Source organism: Streptomyces flaveus (assembly GCF_014647675.1).
Classification (GTDB): domain Bacteria; phylum Actinomycetota; class Actinomycetes; order Streptomycetales; family Streptomycetaceae; genus Streptomyces; species Streptomyces flaveus.
This window is the reverse complement of sequence record NZ_BMPQ01000003.1, coordinates 369,333-385,159: the sequence shown is the minus strand read 5'-3', so window position 1 is coordinate 385,159 and position 15,827 is coordinate 369,333. Positions and strand designations below refer to the sequence as shown.

Annotated in this window: 13 protein-coding genes; 7 read left to right on the top strand and 6 right to left on the bottom strand. The window is 71.3% G+C overall.

All coding sequences use genetic code 11. The features are described from left to right. Positions 1-10: 10 nt before the first annotated feature. The 3 genes from IEZ21_RS08470 to IEZ21_RS08460 are packed head-to-tail and all read left to right on the top strand — an operon-like array spanning position 11 to position 4,811. Positions 11-1,048 (top strand): AAA family ATPase, encoded by a 1,038-nt coding sequence (locus tag IEZ21_RS08470; protein ID WP_033318080.1) that lies wholly within the window; start codon positions 11-13, stop codon positions 1,046-1,048. Then, on the top strand, positions 1,048-2,400 hold the full coding sequence (locus tag IEZ21_RS08465; RefSeq protein ID WP_189321234.1) for a DUF58 domain-containing protein: 1,353 nt from the start codon (positions 1,048-1,050) through the stop codon (positions 2,398-2,400). The genes IEZ21_RS08470 and IEZ21_RS08465 overlap by 1 nt, the downstream gene beginning before the upstream one ends. Next, a complete protein-coding gene (locus IEZ21_RS08460) occupies positions 2,397-4,811 on the top strand; it encodes a transglutaminase TgpA family protein (RefSeq protein WP_189321233.1) in 2,415 nt (804 codons plus the stop codon). Before IEZ21_RS08465 ends, IEZ21_RS08460 begins: the two co-directional genes overlap by 4 nt. A gap of 358 nt (positions 4,812-5,169) precedes the next feature. Here IEZ21_RS08460 and IEZ21_RS08455 read toward each other — a convergent pair whose 3' ends face one another. The 3 genes from IEZ21_RS08455 to IEZ21_RS08445 form a co-directional block, all read right to left on the bottom strand. Then, positions 5,170-5,577 carry an SCO2097 family morphological protein gene (locus IEZ21_RS08455; protein WP_033318083.1) on the bottom strand — a complete coding sequence of 136 codons (408 nt, stop codon included), beginning with the start codon at positions 5,575-5,577 and terminating at the stop codon, positions 5,170-5,172. A 276-nt stretch (positions 5,578-5,853) separates the two neighbouring features. Further along, positions 5,854-6,624 (bottom strand): class I SAM-dependent methyltransferase, encoded by a 771-nt coding sequence (locus tag IEZ21_RS08450; RefSeq protein ID WP_189321232.1) that lies wholly within the window; start codon positions 6,622-6,624, stop codon positions 5,854-5,856. A gap of 208 nt (positions 6,625-6,832) precedes the next feature. Beyond that, positions 6,833-7,390 (bottom strand): SAV_6107 family HEPN domain-containing protein, encoded by a 558-nt coding sequence (locus IEZ21_RS08445; RefSeq protein WP_189321231.1) that lies wholly within the window; start codon positions 7,388-7,390, stop codon positions 6,833-6,835. Between the two features lie 176 nt (positions 7,391-7,566). Here IEZ21_RS08445 and IEZ21_RS08440 point away from each other — a divergent pair, with 176 nt between their 5' ends. From IEZ21_RS08440 to IEZ21_RS08425, 4 genes are all read left to right on the top strand, one after another. Continuing rightward, the gene (locus tag IEZ21_RS08440; protein ID WP_189321230.1) at positions 7,567-8,349 is read left to right on the top strand and encodes an ATP-binding cassette domain-containing protein; all 783 of its coding nucleotides are present in this window, start codon (positions 7,567-7,569) and stop codon (positions 8,347-8,349) included. Continuing rightward, entirely contained in the window at positions 8,321-10,405 is a 2,085-nt protein-coding gene (locus tag IEZ21_RS08435) for a YhgE/Pip family protein (protein WP_189321229.1), read from the top strand. The genes IEZ21_RS08440 and IEZ21_RS08435 overlap by 29 nt, the downstream gene beginning before the upstream one ends. Before the next feature lie 11 nt (positions 10,406-10,416). After that, positions 10,417-11,046 carry a TetR/AcrR family transcriptional regulator gene (locus IEZ21_RS08430; RefSeq protein ID WP_189321228.1) on the top strand — a complete coding sequence of 210 codons (630 nt, stop codon included), beginning with the start codon at positions 10,417-10,419 and terminating at the stop codon, positions 11,044-11,046. Positions 11,047-11,528: 482 nt separating this feature from the next. Next, the gene (locus tag IEZ21_RS08425; protein WP_189321227.1) at positions 11,529-13,046 is read left to right on the top strand and encodes a phytoene desaturase family protein; all 1,518 of its coding nucleotides are present in this window, start codon (positions 11,529-11,531) and stop codon (positions 13,044-13,046) included. Between the two features lie 32 nt (positions 13,047-13,078). Here IEZ21_RS08425 and IEZ21_RS08420 read toward each other — a convergent pair whose 3' ends face one another. The 3 genes from IEZ21_RS08420 to thiE form a co-directional block, all read right to left on the bottom strand. Beyond that, complete coding sequence (locus tag IEZ21_RS08420; RefSeq protein WP_189321226.1) at positions 13,079-14,032, bottom strand: SCO2102 family sporulation regulator; 954 nt, start codon at positions 14,030-14,032, stop codon at positions 13,079-13,081. A gap of 56 nt (positions 14,033-14,088) precedes the next feature. Then, complete coding sequence (metF, locus tag IEZ21_RS08415; protein ID WP_189321225.1) at positions 14,089-15,012, bottom strand: methylenetetrahydrofolate reductase [NAD(P)H]; 924 nt, start codon at positions 15,010-15,012, stop codon at positions 14,089-14,091. 88 nt (positions 15,013-15,100) lie between these two features. Then, complete coding sequence (thiE, locus tag IEZ21_RS08410; protein WP_189321224.1) at positions 15,101-15,751, bottom strand: thiamine phosphate synthase; 651 nt, start codon at positions 15,749-15,751, stop codon at positions 15,101-15,103. Between the last annotated feature and the right edge of the window lie 76 nt (positions 15,752-15,827).

The window sequence follows — 15,827 nt, the reverse complement described above, 5'->3', positions numbered from 1 at the left end:
GGAGGGCCGGGTGACGACCTATGACGATCGAGCGAGCCTTACAGATCTGACCACCACTGTGGAGCGAGTCCGCAGTTCGGTGGAGGGAGTGATCGAGGGCAAGCCTGAGGTCGTGCGGCTTTCGCTGACCGTACTGCTCGCCGAGGGACATCTCCTGATCGAGGATGTGCCCGGTGTCGGCAAGACCATGCTGGCCAAGGCACTGGCGCGGTCCATCGACTGCTCGGTGCGGCGTATTCAGTTCACGCCGGACCTGCTGCCCTCGGACATCACCGGAGTGTCCATCTGGGATCAGCAGCGCAGCGAATTCGAGTTCAAGCCGGGCGCGATCTTCGCGCAGATCGTGATCGGAGACGAGATCAACCGCGCGTCGCCCAAGACGCAGTCCGCGCTCCTGGAGTCCATGGAGGAGCGCCAGGTCACCATCGACGGGCATACCTACGAGCTGCCCAGCCCCTTCATGGTGGTGGCCACGCAGAACCCGGTCGAGATGGAGGGCACGTACCCGCTGCCGGAGGCACAGCGCGACCGCTTCATGGCCCGTGTCTCCATCGGTTATCCCAGCGCGGAGGCCGAGCTGGAGATGCTGGACATTCACGGCGGCGTCTCCCCGCTGGACGACCTCCAGCCGGTGGCGCACGCGCACGACGTCGTCAAGCTCATAGACGCGGTCCGCACGGTCCATGTCGCCGACCCGGTGCGGCGTTACGCGGTGGATCTGGTCGCCGCCACGCGTGCTCACCCCGACCTGAGGCTGGGCGCCTCCCCGCGCGCGACGCTGCACCTGCTGCGTGCGTCGAAGGCATCCGCGGCGCTCAGCGGCCGGGACTACGCACTGCCGGACGACGTCCAGGCGCTCGCGGTGGCGGTCCTCGCCCACCGTCTGCTGCCGACCGCGCAGGCCCAGCTGAACCGCCGTACGGCCGAGCAGGTCGTGCTGGAGATCCTGCAGCGCACCCCTGTGCCCGCGGCGCCTGCGTCGCAGAGCGGTCTGACGATGGGCCGGCCGGTTCCGGAGTTCGGCCAGCAGCCGCCCCGGAGGCTGTGATGACCACCGGGGGCATGCCGGCGGCGCAGGCCGAGGAGGACAAGGGCGGGCTGCGCACGGCACTCGCCGGGCTCACCACGCGCGGTCGGTCCTTCCTGGCGGCGGGCGTGGCGGCCGCGGTGTGCGCATACGTCCTGGGGCAGAGCGATCTGCTCCGGGTCGGGCTGCTGCTGGCCGTGCTGCCGCTGGTGTGCGCGGCCGTGCTGTACCGCACGCGCTACCGGGTGGCGGGCAGCCGCCGGCTTTCGCCCGGGCGCGTGCCCGCGGGGTCCGAGGCCCGGGTCCATCTGCGGATGGACAACGTCTCGCGGCTGCCCACGGGACTGCTGATGCTCCAGGACCGGGTGCCGTACGTGCTGGGGCCGCGTCCCCGGTTCGTACTGGACCGGATGGAGGCGGGCGGCCGGCGCGAGGTGTCGTACCGCGTGCGCTCCGACCTGCGGGGCCGTTATCCGCTGGGCCCGCTCCAGCTGCGGCTCAGCGACCCGTTCGGAATGTGCGAGCTGACCCGCTCCTTCTCGACGTACGACACCCTGACGGTCATCCCGCGCGTGGAGCCACTGCCGCCGGTGCGGCTGACCGGCGAGGCCAAGGGGTACGGCGACGGGCGGAACCGCTCGCTTGCTCTGGCCGGCGAGGACGACATCATCCCGCGCGGGTACCGCTACGGCGACGATCTGCGCCGGGTCCACTGGCGCTCGACCGCGCGCTACGGCGAGTTGATGGTGCGCCGCGAGGAGCAGCCGCAGCGGGCCCGCTGCACGGTGCTCCTCGACACCCGGGGCATCGCCTTCGAGGGCGCGGGCCCGGACTCGGCCTTCGAGTGGGCCGTCTCGGGCGCGGCGTCCACGCTGGTGCACATGCTCGAACGGGGCTTTTCGGTGCGGCTGTTGACGGACACCGGCAATTCGGTGCCCGGCGAGGGGGCCGACGGGTTCGCGGGCGCCAACCAGGAGTCGGCGGACGCGGCCGGGCTGATGATGGACACCCTGGCGGTGATCGACCACTCCGACGATACGGGCCTGTCCCGGGCGTACGACGTGCTGCGCGGGGGGAACGAAGGGCTTCTGGTGGCTTTTCTCGGCGACCTCGACGAGGAGCAGGCGACGGTGCTCGCCAAGATGCGGCAGCGCAGCGGCGGGGCGGTCGCCTTCCTGCTGGACAGTGAATCGTGGGTGCAGGGCGAAGCCCACGAGGACAGCGAGGAGCGGCTTCGGATGCTGCGGGAGGCGGGCTGGACCGCTGTGACCGCGCCGCCGGGTGCGGACCTCACCGATCTGTGGCGGGAGGCGGACCAGCAGCGCAATCAGGTCACGCCGACGGGTAGTACGGCGGGAGGCGGTGGCTCATGAGCGGGCGCGCGCGACTGGCGCTGTGCGCCGCGGCGGCGACACTGATGGCGGCGAGCGCGCTGCTGCCGCTGGTCACCCCGGCGACCTGGCTGCTGCAGGCGGCGTTCCTGCTCGCTGTGCAGACCGGTGTGGGCGCGGCGGCCCGGCGGGTTCCGCTGGCCCGGCCGCTGACGATCACGGCGCAGGCCCTGGTGAGCCTGATACTGCTGACGCTGATGTTCGCCCGTGAGCAGGCCATCTTCGGGATCATCCCGGGCCCGGAGGTGTTCCAGCACTTCGGGGTGCTGCTGCAGACGGGCGGGGAGGACGTCGGGCGGTATGCGATCCCGGCGCCGCTGTCCGACGGCATCCGGCTGATGATGGTCGGCGGTGTCCTGGTGATCGGGCTGGCGGTGGACGCGCTCGCGGTGACGCTGCGCAGCGCTGCCCCGGCCGGGCTGCCGCTGCTCGCGCTGTACTCGGTCGCCGCCGGGCTCTCGGACGGCGGCGCCGGATGGCTGTGGTTCCTGCTGGCGGCCGCCGGTTATCTGCTACTGCTGCTGGCCGAGGGCCGCGACCGGCTCTCGCAGTGGGGCCGCGTCTTCGGCGGCGCACCCCGCATGCCGGGCCCCGACCCGTCGCCGGGCGCGGTCGCGCCGATCCGCACGGGCCGGCGCATCGGTGCCGTCGCCCTCGGCATAGCCCTGGTGGTGCCGCTCGGTCTGCCGTCCCTCGACGGCGGCCTGCTGGACGGTACGGGGACAGGTGTCGGCTCGGGCTCCGGAGGCGGCGGCACGATCTCCGCGGTGAACCCGCTGGTCTCGCTCCGCGACAGTCTGAACGTGGACGAGGACCGCCAGGTCATGTCGTACAAGACCAACTCCGAGGAGACGCAGGACCTCTATCTGCGGATCGTCTCGCTCGACGAGTTCGACGGCACGGCGTGGAAGCCCTCCAAGCGCAGCATCACGGATGTACCGGAGACCTTCCAGACACCACCCGGTCTCGGGGACGAGGTCCAACGCACCGAGGTCGAGACGAATATCGCGGCGGCGGACTGGTACGCGCAGGACTGGCTGCCCATGCCCTACCCGGCCAGCCAGGTGGACATCAGCGGCAAGTGGCGGTATGAGCCCGTCGGGCGCACGCTCGTCGGCGACCACGGCCAGACCACGCGCGGCCTTGAGTACTCCGTCAAGAGCCTGATCGTGCAGCCGACCGCCAAGCAGCTCGCCGATGCGCAGGAGCCACCCGGGTGGCTGCGGCGCGAGTTCACCGATGTGCCGGAATCGCTGCCCCCGATGGTCTACGACACGGCACGGCAGGTCACGGCGGGCGCGAGCAACGACTACGAGCGCGCGGTGAAGCTCCAGGACTGGTTCGCCCTGGAGGGCGGCTTCGTGTACGACACGGAGGTGCAGGTCGGCAGTGGTTCGCAGGCGATCGAGCGCTTCCTGAGGGACAAGGAGGGCTTCTGCGTCCACTTCTCCTTCGCGATGGCCTCGATGGCCCGCACGCTGGGCATACCGGCCCGCGTCGCGGTCGGCTTCACACCCGGCTCGCCCCAGTCGGACGGCACGATGTCCGTGGGCCTGCGGGACGCGCACGCCTGGCCCGAGCTGTACTTCGAGGGCGTGGGCTGGACCCGCTTCGAGCCGACGCCGAACCGCGGCACGGTTCCGGAGTACACCCGGACGACCACGCCGGGCACCACCCTCCCCGAGCCGGGCACTTCGCAGGAGGTCGCGCCTCGGCCCTCCTCGGCCGCCCCGTCGACCAGCGAGAGCTGCACGGCGGAGCAGCGGAGGCTGCAGGAGCCGTGCGGCAGCGAGTCTCCCGAGGCGGCGATCACGGCGACGGACGACGGTCCGCCGTGGCCGCAGATCCTGCTGTGGGTTCTGGGCGGTCTCGCCGTGCTCGCGATACCACTGCTGCCGATGATGTGGCGGGCGAGAGTACGGTCCGTACGGCTCGGCACGCATGGCCGCACCGAGGCGGACGCGGCGGCTCACACACTGGCGGCGTGGCATGAAGTGACCGATACGGCCTGGGACTTCGGTATCGCGCCGGATGAGTCCCAGACGCCCCGCAAGGCGGCGGCCCGGATCGTCCGGCTCGGGCACCTCGACCCGGCGACCGCGACATCCGTGCACCGGATCGCGGACGCCGTGGAGCAGGTCCTGTATGCGCCGCGGCCCCGGCCCACACCGGGTCTGGCCGACGACGTCCGCAGGATGACCGACGGCCTGCGTGCCACGGTCAGCAGCGGCACCCGCCTGAGGGCACTGCTGGCGCCCCGCTCGGCTGTACGGGTGGTGTGGGCGGCCTCGGAGAGCTGGGCGTCGCTCAAGTCCCGAGTACTCAAGTCCCGGGTGGTGGCTCGCTGGACGACGCTGGTCCGGCGACCGTCGGCCGGGCAGGGCAGCGGCTGAGGGGGCCTGGCCCTTGCAGAGGGGGCGCCCACCCGGTCTCGGGTGGGCGCCCTCGGTCGTTTCGGCGGGGTGCGGTGTCGGGGGATTCGACGGGCCACTCGGACCGGGCCGTGCCCAGCTTCAGCGCGGCTCGGTGCCGAACACCGATGCGGCGTGGCGCCGTATGCCGGTGCCGTATGCCGGTGAGGTGTGGTGCCGTACGCCTCGTGAGCGAGGGCCGGTGGGAGACCTCGCGTACGCGAAGCTCAGTCGGGCAGCAACTCCGGGGCTACGCCGGGGCGTTCGCAGGCATGCCGAAAGGGGCGGCCACCCGCGGGTGGCCGCCCCTTTCGCGCTGTGTTGGCTCTCCGCCCGGGGGCTAATGGCCTTGTTCGTCGCGGCGCCGCTGCCAGCGCTCTTCGATGCGGTCCATCATGGAGCGCCGCTGCCGGCCCTGACGGCGGGCTTGCGGAGCGCCCGGCGCACCGGCACCCGCGGCGGGCTGCTCGCCCGGCTTGGGGGCTTTGCGCCAACCGGTGACGGCGAGCACCGCGCAGCCCAGCATGACGAGGAATCCCACCACGCTGACCCAAATCTGCTGTGCGACCATTCCGGCCATGAGGAGCGCGATACCAACCAGGAAGCCAACGACCGCCTGGTAAACCCGTTTCCGGGTGTACGTACGCAGCCCGCTTCCCTCAAGCGCTGTCGCGAACTTGGGATCTTCGGCGTACAGCGCTCGCTCCATCTGCTCGAGCATTCGCTGCTCGTGCTCCGAGAGCGGCACGGAGTCCTCCTCATCGTGCAGTCGCCGGGGCGACCGGGGGTCCCCTTCAGGATAGGCAGGGAATCGCCCCCGTGAAACCCGCCCCTCTACGCCAATTAGCCAACCGGATTCCGCCATGGCACTCCGGTTCACTGAAGCGTGCATTCCCCAGCGACCGGCCCGTCATGCCGGACGGTCTCCTCCGATCATACGGCTCCGAGCGCGCGATCGGGGGCGCTGTGGCGTACTCCATCTGCCGCCGAGCTCCTGATCAGCGACGGGGGCACGGGAGCCGGCTCAGGCCTCGGCGGCTTCCCTGGTCTCGCCGAGCACGTGGAGCTGGGTCGCCACGGAGTGGAAGGCTGGCAGCTCAGCCGCCGCGGCCTCCAGCTTGAGCAGGGCGTCCAGGGCTCCCGGCTCGGTGTCCACGAGGACTCCGGGGACGAGGTCCGCGAAGACCCGTACGCCGTGCACGGCGCCGACGCGCAGACCGGCGCCCTCGACGAGAGCGGTGAGCTGTTCGGCGGTGAAGCGCCGAGGAACGGGATCGCCCTCGCCCCAGCGGCCGTCCGGGTCGCTGAGTGCTTGCCGGGCCTCGGTGAAGTGCCCGGCGAGGGCGCGCGCGAGCACCGCGCCGCCGAGGCCCGAGGCGAGCAGGCTGAGGACTCCCTCGGGGCGCAGCGCGGCCACGGCGTTGGCGACGCCCTCGGCGGGGTCGTCCATGTACTCGAGCACGCCGTGGCACAGCACCACGTCGTAGCCGCCGCGCTCTACGACGTCGAAGAGGCCGTGGGCGTCGCCCTGGACGCCCTGGACCCGGTCGGCGACATCGGCCTCGGCGGCCCGGCGCTCCAGCGCGAACAGCGCGTTCGGGCTGGGGTCCACGACGGTGACGCGGTGGCCGAGTCGGGCGGCGGGCACCGCGAACCTGCCGCTGCCGCCTCCCGTGTCGAGCACGTCGAGCGACTCCCGGCCGGTGGCCTTGACCCGGCGGTCGAGGGCGTCCTTCAGGACGTCCCAGACCACGGCGGTACGGAGAGAAGCGCGGGGGCGCGACGGGTCCGACACGGCAGTTGACTCCTCGGCGCGGCGCCGCCTCGGCTATGGCGGAGCGATCGGGATGCCTTCCCCGGACCTGTGCGGCCAGGGGAAGGCGCAGGCGCTGCCAACCCTATTGCCTCCGGCCCCGTCCCCGGCCCTCCGTCTCGCGCGGCGGACGACCGTACCTCGCCGGCTCCGGGCAGACGCGGCCTCGCTCATCGGTCTCCCGCACCGTTCATCCCGCATCCGGTACCTCCGGTACGTCTGGCTCCTCCTGGTCGACGTCCTGCTGTGGCTGGGGCAGGACGGGCTGCAGGACGAGCATGCGCTCGACGAGGCGCAGGAACATGGCCACGTCGCGCAGCAGGTCGTCGGCGTCGCGGCTGCTGGCCGCGCCCTGTATGCCTGCCTCCGCGCGGGCACGGCGGCGGGCGCCGGAGGCGAACAGCGCGCTCCACTCGGCGAGTTCGGGCGCGATCTCGGGGAGCACTTCCCAAGCACTCCGGATCTTCGCCCGGCGCCTCGGGGTGGACTCCGGGCGGCCCCGGGCGGCGAGCACCGCGGCGGCGGTGCGCAGGGCCGCGAGATGGGCCGTCGCGTAGCGCTCGTTGGGCGTTTCCAGCAGGGCCGCCTCGTCGAGTCCGGCGCGGGCCTGGGCGAGCAGGTCGAGGGCGGCGGGCGGGGCCGTGGCCCGGCGGAGCACGGGGTGTACGTCGCTCGCCGGTCCGGTCAGTGAGGGGGCAGGGCCGGTGGCGCGGCGCCGGCGGGCGGCGGCTGCGTGATAGCTGGCCATGACGAACCTCCTGTCGTCTGTGTGACGGCGCAGTGGCCGTATGTGCCCATCGTGAGGTATGCCACTGACAATGCGTTCTGACCTGGGGTTTTGCTTCGATCGAGCGTTCGGGTTAGATTTTGCACTGACCAGTCAGTTTAATTCCTCGTGGGTTGGGGGAAGTGGTGGGGGAAGTTGTGGACGGACCGCGTGGTCTCCGCGTCACGGCTGAGGACTTCGGGCTCAGGGGCCCTCGCGGCTGGGCGTTCCGCGGGGTGGGCCTCGACGCGGAGCCCGGTTCACTGATCGCGATCGCGGGGCCGTCGGGCTCGGGGCGTACATGCCTGCTGCTCGCGCTCACCGGACGCATGAAGCCCACCGAGGGGCACACGACGGTCGGACCGTTCCGCCTGCCGAAGCAGATGGCGGCCGTCCGCCGGATCAGCGCGCTCGCCCATGTGCCCGGGGTCACCGACCTCGACCCCGCCCTGACCGTCGGCGAGCACCTGCGCGAACGGGCACTGCTCCAGCGGCGGTTCGGCGGTTCGGTGCGGGGGCTGCTGCGGCCCCGCAGCGAGCGGGCGGCGGAGGCTCGGCTGCGGATCGACGCCGCGCTGAGCGCCGCCGGGCTGGACCGGGAGGCGCTGCCCAAGGGCTCCCGGACTGCCGTACGCGACCTGGAGCGGGTCGAGGCGCTGCGGCTCTCCGTGGCGCTGGCCCTGATCGGCCGTCCGCGGCTCCTCGGCGTCGACGACACCGACCTGAAGCTCTCGGAGCCCGAACGGGCCGAGGTCTGGGCGCTGTTGCGCTCGCTCACCGAGGCGGGGACGACCGTGCTCGCGGTGTGCAGGGAAGCACCCGAGGATGCCGTCGCGGTGTCCGCCGGGTCCGCCGACGAGCCCACCCACGAGGAAGCCGAAGAAGACGTCGAAGAAGACAAGGAGGCGGCGGATGCGCTCGCCGAAGCTGGCCGCGCTTGAGCTCAGGCGGTTCGGCAGGGGGAGGCTCCCGCGCGCGGCCATGGCCGCGCTCCTGTTGCTGCCGCTGCTGTACGGCGCCCTGTACCTGTGGTCGTTCTGGGACCCGTACGGCCGTCTCGACCGCATCCCCGTGGCTCTCGTGAACGACGACAAGGGGGTGACGGCGGACGGCGGGAAGATCGCGGCGGGCGACGACATCACCAGGGGCTTGCACAAGAGCGACACCTTCGAGTGGCATGAGGTCAGCGCCGCCGAGGCGCGCAAGGGCGTCGAGAACGGCACGTACTACCTGTCGCTGACGATGCCCTCCGACTTCAGTGAGCGGATCGCCTCCAGTTCGGGCGACTCCCCGGAGACGGGCGCCCTCCAGGTGCGTACGAACGACGCGAACAACTACATCGTCGGGCAGGTCTCCAGGACGGTCTTCGGCGAGGTGCGGACGGCGGCGTCCACGAAGACGTCGCGGTCGTTCCTCGACAGGATCTTCATCTCGTTCTCGGACATCCACGGTCAGACCGTGAAGGCCGCCAAGGGAGCCGATCAGCTGAAGGGCGGGATCGGGAAGGCCAAGAAGGGCTCGAAGGATCTCGCCGACGGTCTGAAGGACGCCAAGAAGGGCAGCGGCAAGCTCTCCACGGGCCTGAAGAAGCTCGACAAGGGCGCGGGCGACCTGGAGAGGGGCTCGCGGCAGGTCTCGGAGGGGACACGGGCGTTGGCCGACAGGGTCAACGGCGTCGCGGACAAGGTGGGCCCCTTCCTGAAGGGCAACGAGAAGGAGATCGGCGACACGGCACAGCTCGTCGCGGACTCCGCCGCGGCCATCCGCCGCAACCTCGACACACTGGCGAAGACCGCCCCGACCGCCGCCAAGTCGGCCCGCACGGCCTCCGACACGCTGAACGACGTCTACAAGGCGCGCTGCGAGACCGCGCCGCTGCCCGACGCCGCCTGCCCGCAGCTGAAGGAGGCGAAGGACGCGGCCGCGGACGTGGCGAAGGTCGCCGACGACGTCAACACGCTGGTGGCCGGTCAGGACGGCGATCTGGACGCGCTGGACCAGCACCTGGCCACCCTCCAGAAGCAGGCCCAGGCACTTGCCGACCGCTCGCCGCACCTCTCCGAGGACCTCGCCACCGCCGTCTCCAAGATCAACGAACTCGACAAGGGAGCCGGACAGGTCGCCAAGGGGGCGAAGACCCTGCACACCGGGCTCGGCACGGCCAAGACCGGCGCTGCCGACCTCGACACCGGCATCGGTGCCCTCAAGACGGGGGCGATCGACCTCGAAGGAGGCATGTTCAAGCTCGTCGACGGCTCCGGGAAGCTCGCCGGCGGACTGCACGACGGCGCCGGAAAGATCCCCGACTACGACAAGAAGGACCGCGACCAACGCACCGAAGTGATGGCGGACCCGGTGCGGCTCGCTTCGAAGGACCTGCACAAGGCACCCAATTACGGCACCGGTTTCGCCCCGTACTTCATCCCGCTCTCCTTGTGGGTGGGCGCGATGGTGGCCTACATGGTGATCCAGCCGCTCAACCGGCGCGCTCTCGCGACGGGCGCCTCCGCCTGGCGCATCGCGCTCGCGGGCTGGCTGCCGGTGGCCGCCCTGGGCGTGCTCCAGACGGCCACGCTGATGGCCGTACTGCACTGGGGGCTCGGCCTGCAGATGGCACAGGCCGCCGGGACGGTGGGGTTCCTCTGCCTGGTGACGGCGTGCTTCGCGGCGATCGTGCAGTGGCTGAACGCGCGCTTCGGAGCAGCGGGCCGGATCCTCGTCCTCGCCTTCCTGATGCTGCAACTGACGTCGGCAGGCGGCACGTACCCCGTGCAGACCAGTCCGGCCTTCTTCAACGCGATCCACCCCTTCTTGCCGATGACTTACGTCGTCGACGCCCTCAGGAGGCTCATCACGGGCGGCGGCCTCGGCCCGGTCTGGCAGGCATGCGTGGTCCTCACGGCGTTCACCGCGGGCGCCCTCGCGCTCACCGCCGTTGCCGCGCGCCGCAAGCAGGTGTGGACCCTGGACCGGCTGCACCCGGAGCTGAGCCTGTGACAATCAGGGCCATGGAAAGCAGCAGGGCCGTGGACAGCGGCAGCAGCCGGAGACAACTGACCCGGCAGAAGCTCTACGAGGCGGCCGTGACGCTCATCGCGGAGCAGGGCTTCTCGGCCACCACCGTGGACGAGATCGCCGAGCGCGCCGGGGTCGCGAAGGGCACCGTCTACTACAACTTCGCGAGCAAATCCGTCCTCTTCGAAGAGCTGCTCCGGCACGGTGTGCGACTCCTCACCACCTCCCTCCGGGAGGCGGCCGAGAAAACCGCTCAGGACGGCGGCAGCAAGGTCGACGCGCTGGACGCGATGATCCGGGCGGGGCTCGTCTTCATCGATCGCTATCCGGCCTTCACCCAGCTGTACGTGGCGGAGTTGTGGCGTACGAACCGGGCCTGGCAGTCCACCCTGATGGTGGTCAGGCAGGAGGCCGTCGCGGTGGTCGAGGGAGTTCTGCGCGACGGCATCGCGAACGGCGAGCTGAGCGAGGAGATCGACATTCCCCTGACGGCGGCGGCCCTGGTGGGCATGGTGCTGGTGGCTGCCCTGGACTGGCAGGCCTTCCAGCCGGAGCGCTCCCTGGACGACGTCCACGCGGCGCTGTCGAGGCTGCTTCAGGGGCGGGTGAGCGGCAACCGCTGAAGTGCACAGGGGCCGAAAAGAGAGCGCCGGCCCGAGGTGGCCGCGTCCCCCGCGGGCCACGCCGGACCGGCGCCCCTTCTTGCTCCCCCGTAGTCCCCCGTTGCTTCCCCCCGTTCGGTCTCCCCCGGTCCCCCGTGCCTCGCTCCCGCCGACTTCTCGGCGGAAGGAGCGGCCAAGGGCGCTGCACCGTTCCGCCGCCCCGTGTCGGCGGTACCGGAGCCGCGCCCCTTTCCGTGCCCCCACTCTTTCGTTCGCGCAGGTCGTGCCCCATCCGCGCGCGTACTCAACTCACTTACTAGGTACGGATACTCAGACCTGCGCACTCACACCCAGGACGCACCGTTGCCGACTGGTTACGATCGCGTCCGCGCCGCTACTCCCCGGGTACTCCCCCGACGGGAATCGGGGACCGCCACCTGCGAGGCGGTGGCAGTCCGACCGTGGCGGCCGGATTGTCAGTGGTGGCCGATACAGTCCCTGGCATGGCACGAATTGCGGTGATCGGCGCCGGGATGGGCGCGCTGGCGGCCGCCGCCCGGCTGGCCGTCGCGGGCCACCGGGTGGTGGTGTACGAGCGCGCGGCGACGTACGGCGGATCGGTGGGCGTCGTCGAGCGCGACGGCTTCGTCTTCGACACGGGCCCGGGGCTGCTGCCGCTGCCCGCGGTCTACCGCGATCTGTTCGTCAAGACCGGCAAGGAGCCCCTGGAGAAGTGCGTCGACCTGGTCCAGGTGGCCCCGGCCTCGCGCCACGTCTTCGCGGACGGCACGGAGGTCTCGCTGCCGAACGCCTCGCGCGCGGGAGTCGTCTCGGCCCTGGAAGCGGCCCTCGGTGCGGGCGCGGGAGAGCGGTGGGGCGATCTCCTGGTGCGGGCACGCGAGGCCTGGGACCGTACGCGCCGACCGCTGCTCGAAGAGCCCCTGTGGCCCAACTGGCGGGTTCTCGCCGAGCGTGAGCCCTATCCGCCCGTCAAGCAGCGGCGTCTGCTGCGCACCCGGACGGCGACGACGCTCGCGGAGGTCGGTGCCTGGGAGTTGGGTGACCCGCGGCTCGCGGCCCTCTTGGAGAGCCACGCCCTCGCGTACGGCCTCGACCCGCGCGTCGCTCCGGCCGCCGCGACCGTGCTGCCGTACATGGAGCACGCCTTCGGCACCTGGTATGTGCGCGGTGGGATACGGGAGTTGGCGCGGGCGGCGTACGAGCGGTGCCTGGCTCGGCGGGTCGAGTTCCACTTCGATACGGCCGTCGAGCGGATCGTCGAGAAGGACGGCCGGGCGGCGGGCCTGGAGCTGGCCGACGGCACCCTCGAAGAGGCGGACTTCGTGGTCGCGGGCGTGGCGCCCGGAGTGCTGGACCGGCTGGCCTCCGGGATCGCGCTGCACGGTGAAGGCGAAGTGCCGCCTCAGCGGGGGCTGCCGAGCCGCCTGACGGTTCACCTGGCGCTGCGCGGCGGGCGGCCGGAGGGGGTGGCTCATCGGACGGTGGTGCACGCGGCGGATCGCGAGGCGGAGCTGCACTCGTTGTTCGGCGACCGACCCGGCCGTACGGCTCCTGCGGGCCCTGGGCTCCCGGCCGCGCCCACCCTGACCGTGCTGCGCCCCGGCGATCCCGCGCTGGTGCCGGACGACGACCACGAAGCGGTCACACTGAGCGTCACGGTGCCGTCAGGCCTGGAGCCGACCGAGGATGACGTCAAAGGCGTTCTCACCACCGCCGAGCGCGCGATACCAGGCCTGCGCGACCGCCTCCTCTGGCACGAGGTCCGCACCCCGGCGGACGTCGCGGAGGCGACGGGCGCGGACGGCGGCGCGGTTCCGGCACCGGCGCTGGCCGCCGCAGGCGGACGTCTGCTGCATCCGTCCAACAGCACTCGTCTTCCGGGTCTGTTCACGGTCGGCGGCTGGGCACACCCCGGCGGTGGACTGCCGCACGCGGGCATGTCGGGAGCGCTGGTCGCGGGACTGATCGTGGAGGGACCGGACTTCAAAGGCTCGCAATAAGGCCCGACCCGGTTGGTTGTCAGTACGGGTTGTCAGAACCGGTACTGCTCGTCGTACCCGCTGCCGCTGCCGTTCCCGTTCCCATTCCCGTTGCCCTCGTACGGATACTGCTGCTGCTCCGGCGGGAGTTCGCCGCCGTACGCATCGTCGGAGCGCTGCTGCGGTACCCAGACGCCGCCCGGCGGGGTCTCGCCGCCGTAGCCCCCGCCCCCGCCTGCGTACTGGTCCTGGGCGTAGCCCTGCTGCCCGTACTGCTGCTGCGAGGCGTCGTAGGAGGAGTCGTACGAGGCGCCCTCGTACGACTGCGTGCCGAGGTACGGGTCGGAGTAGGCGGCGTACTGCTGCTGGCCTGTGTCGTGGCCGTACTGCTGCTGGTCGTAGCCGGAATAGCCGTCGTACCCGTAGTTCTGGCCGGTGTCCGGGGACTGGGCGGACGCGGCGTAGGACGGGTCGGTGGCCGCGGCGTAGGCGCTGTCGCTGTAGACGCCGTAGTTGCCCGTGTCGTCGGGCAGGGGCTGCGGCTCGTAGACGGCGGTGGACTCGGCCGCCGTCTCGACGGACTGTCCGAAGTCGGACCGCTGCCCGAAGACGGAGTCATCGCGCCCGTAAAGGTCGTCGCCCTGGCCGAAGTTGTCCCGCGGGCGCATTCCGTTGTCCGCCGCCTGAAGGTCGGAGACCTCGAGCGTCGGATCGCGGTCCGGCTCGCCGCGGCGGCGCTTGCTGGCGCCCGGGCGGCCGGCGACGGCCCAGCCGGCCGCGAAGCCGCGGCGGAACGACAGCGTGACGTACGTCTGCCCGACCGCGAAGGCGGCGGCGCCCAGGCCGATGACCGGCACGGACGGGATGAGTACGCCGAGCACCACGCCGAGGAAGCCCGCGAAGGCCAGCAGCCGCCAGCGCAGCCGTGCCTTGTACTGCAGCAGCACCTCGCCGAGCAGCCACAGCGCGACAATGCCGAACGCGATGTAGAGGACCGTCCAGCCCATGTACGCCCCTCTCCCAGTGGCCGTTACGCAGTGTGTCGTACGAGGATGCGTCCGGTCTAGGCCTGCTGCGGGTGGTGCAGTCCCAGATTCTCGTAGATTTCCAGCGTCGCGGTGGAGTTGTTCAACGTGATGAAGTGCAGTCCGGGGACTCCCTCGGCCAGCAGCCTCGCGCAGAACTCCGTAGCGAACTCGATTCCAATGGAGCGTACAGCCGCCGGATCGTCCTTGGAGTTGAGGATCCGCTCTTTCAGGACGTCCGGGAACGAGGCGTTGCTGAGCTTCGGGAGCCGCTCCAGCATCTTCACGCTGGTCACGGGCATGACCTCGGGGATGACCGGGGTCTCGCAGCCGGCCGCGTCGACTCGGTCACGTAGCCGCAGGTACGACTCGGGATGGAAGAACATCTGCGTGATCGCGTAGTCGGCGCCGGCCCGGCATTTGTTGACAAAGTGCGCGACGTCCATGTCCCAGTCGGCGGAGCGCGGATGCATCTCGGGGAAGGCCGCGACGCCCACGCAGAAGTCGCCCGACTCCTTGATGAGTCGGACGAGTTCGGCTGCGTAGGTCAGGCCCCGGGGATGCGGGATCCAGTCGCCCATGGGGTCGCCGGGCGGGTCGCCGCGCACGGCGAGCATGTTGCGGATCCCGGCGTCCGCGTACTGGCCGATGATGTTGCGCAGTTCGGCGATGGAGTGGTTGACCGCGGTGAGGTGGGCGACCGGGGTGAGCGTCGTGTCCGCGACGATCTGCTCGGTCTCCTTCACCGTGCCGGCGCGGGTCGAGCCGCCCGCGCCGTACGTCACCGACACGAAGTCCGGAGCGACGGCCTCGACCCGGCGGAGCGCGTTCCACAGGTTCCGCTCGCCCTTCGGGGTCTTCGGCGCCGAGAACTCGAACGAGTACGTCGTCTTGCCGGTGGCGAGCATGTCACGCACAGTGCGTGCGCGGTCAGTCCTGGTGGACGCAGATCCTAGGGCCATACCCGCAGGTTAGTCAGGGGCTGGCGGTCCCCCAACCAGACGATGAAAGTTGCCCGGTTTGTCGGCCAATTGTCCATGCCCCGGACGACTAACCGTGACGCAATCGTTTCGCGAACTCCCGGGCCGCCGCGCCCGGATCGTCGGCCTCCGTGATCGCCCGTACGACGACGACGCGGCGGGCGCCCGCTTCGAGCACCTCGTCGAGGTTGCCGAGGTCGATGCCGCCGATGGCGAACCAGGGACGGTCGGTGCCGAGCGCGGCCGTGTACCGGACGAGGTCCAGGCCAGGCGCATGGCGGCCCGGCTTGGTGGGCGTAGGCCAGCAGGGGCCCGTACAGAAGTAGTCCACGCCGTCCTGGACCGCGGCGGCTGCCGCCTCCGGCTCGGCGTGCGTGGAGCGGCCGATCAGGATCTCGTCGCCGAGGATCGCGCGGGCGGCGGGGACGGGCAGGTCACCCTGGCCCAGGTGCAGCACGTCGGCGCCTGCCGTGTGGGCGACATCGGCGCGGTCGTTCACAGCGAGCAGCCTGCCGTGCCGCGCGCAGGCGTCGGCGAACACCCGGAGGTGCTCCAGCTCCTCGGCGGCCTCCATGCCCTTGTCGCGCAGCTGCACTATGTCGACACCGCCCGCGAGGACCGCGTCCAGGAACTCGGCGAGGTCGCCCTGGCGCTTCCGGGCGTCCGTGCAGAGGTAGACCCGGGCGTCGGCGAGCTGTGCGCGTGCGGTGGCTTCGGGCATGCGGAAATCCCCCGTTGTCGGTGGCGTACGGACCCTGCCGTGCGGGGCACGACCCGTACGCCGGGACGGTGTGTTC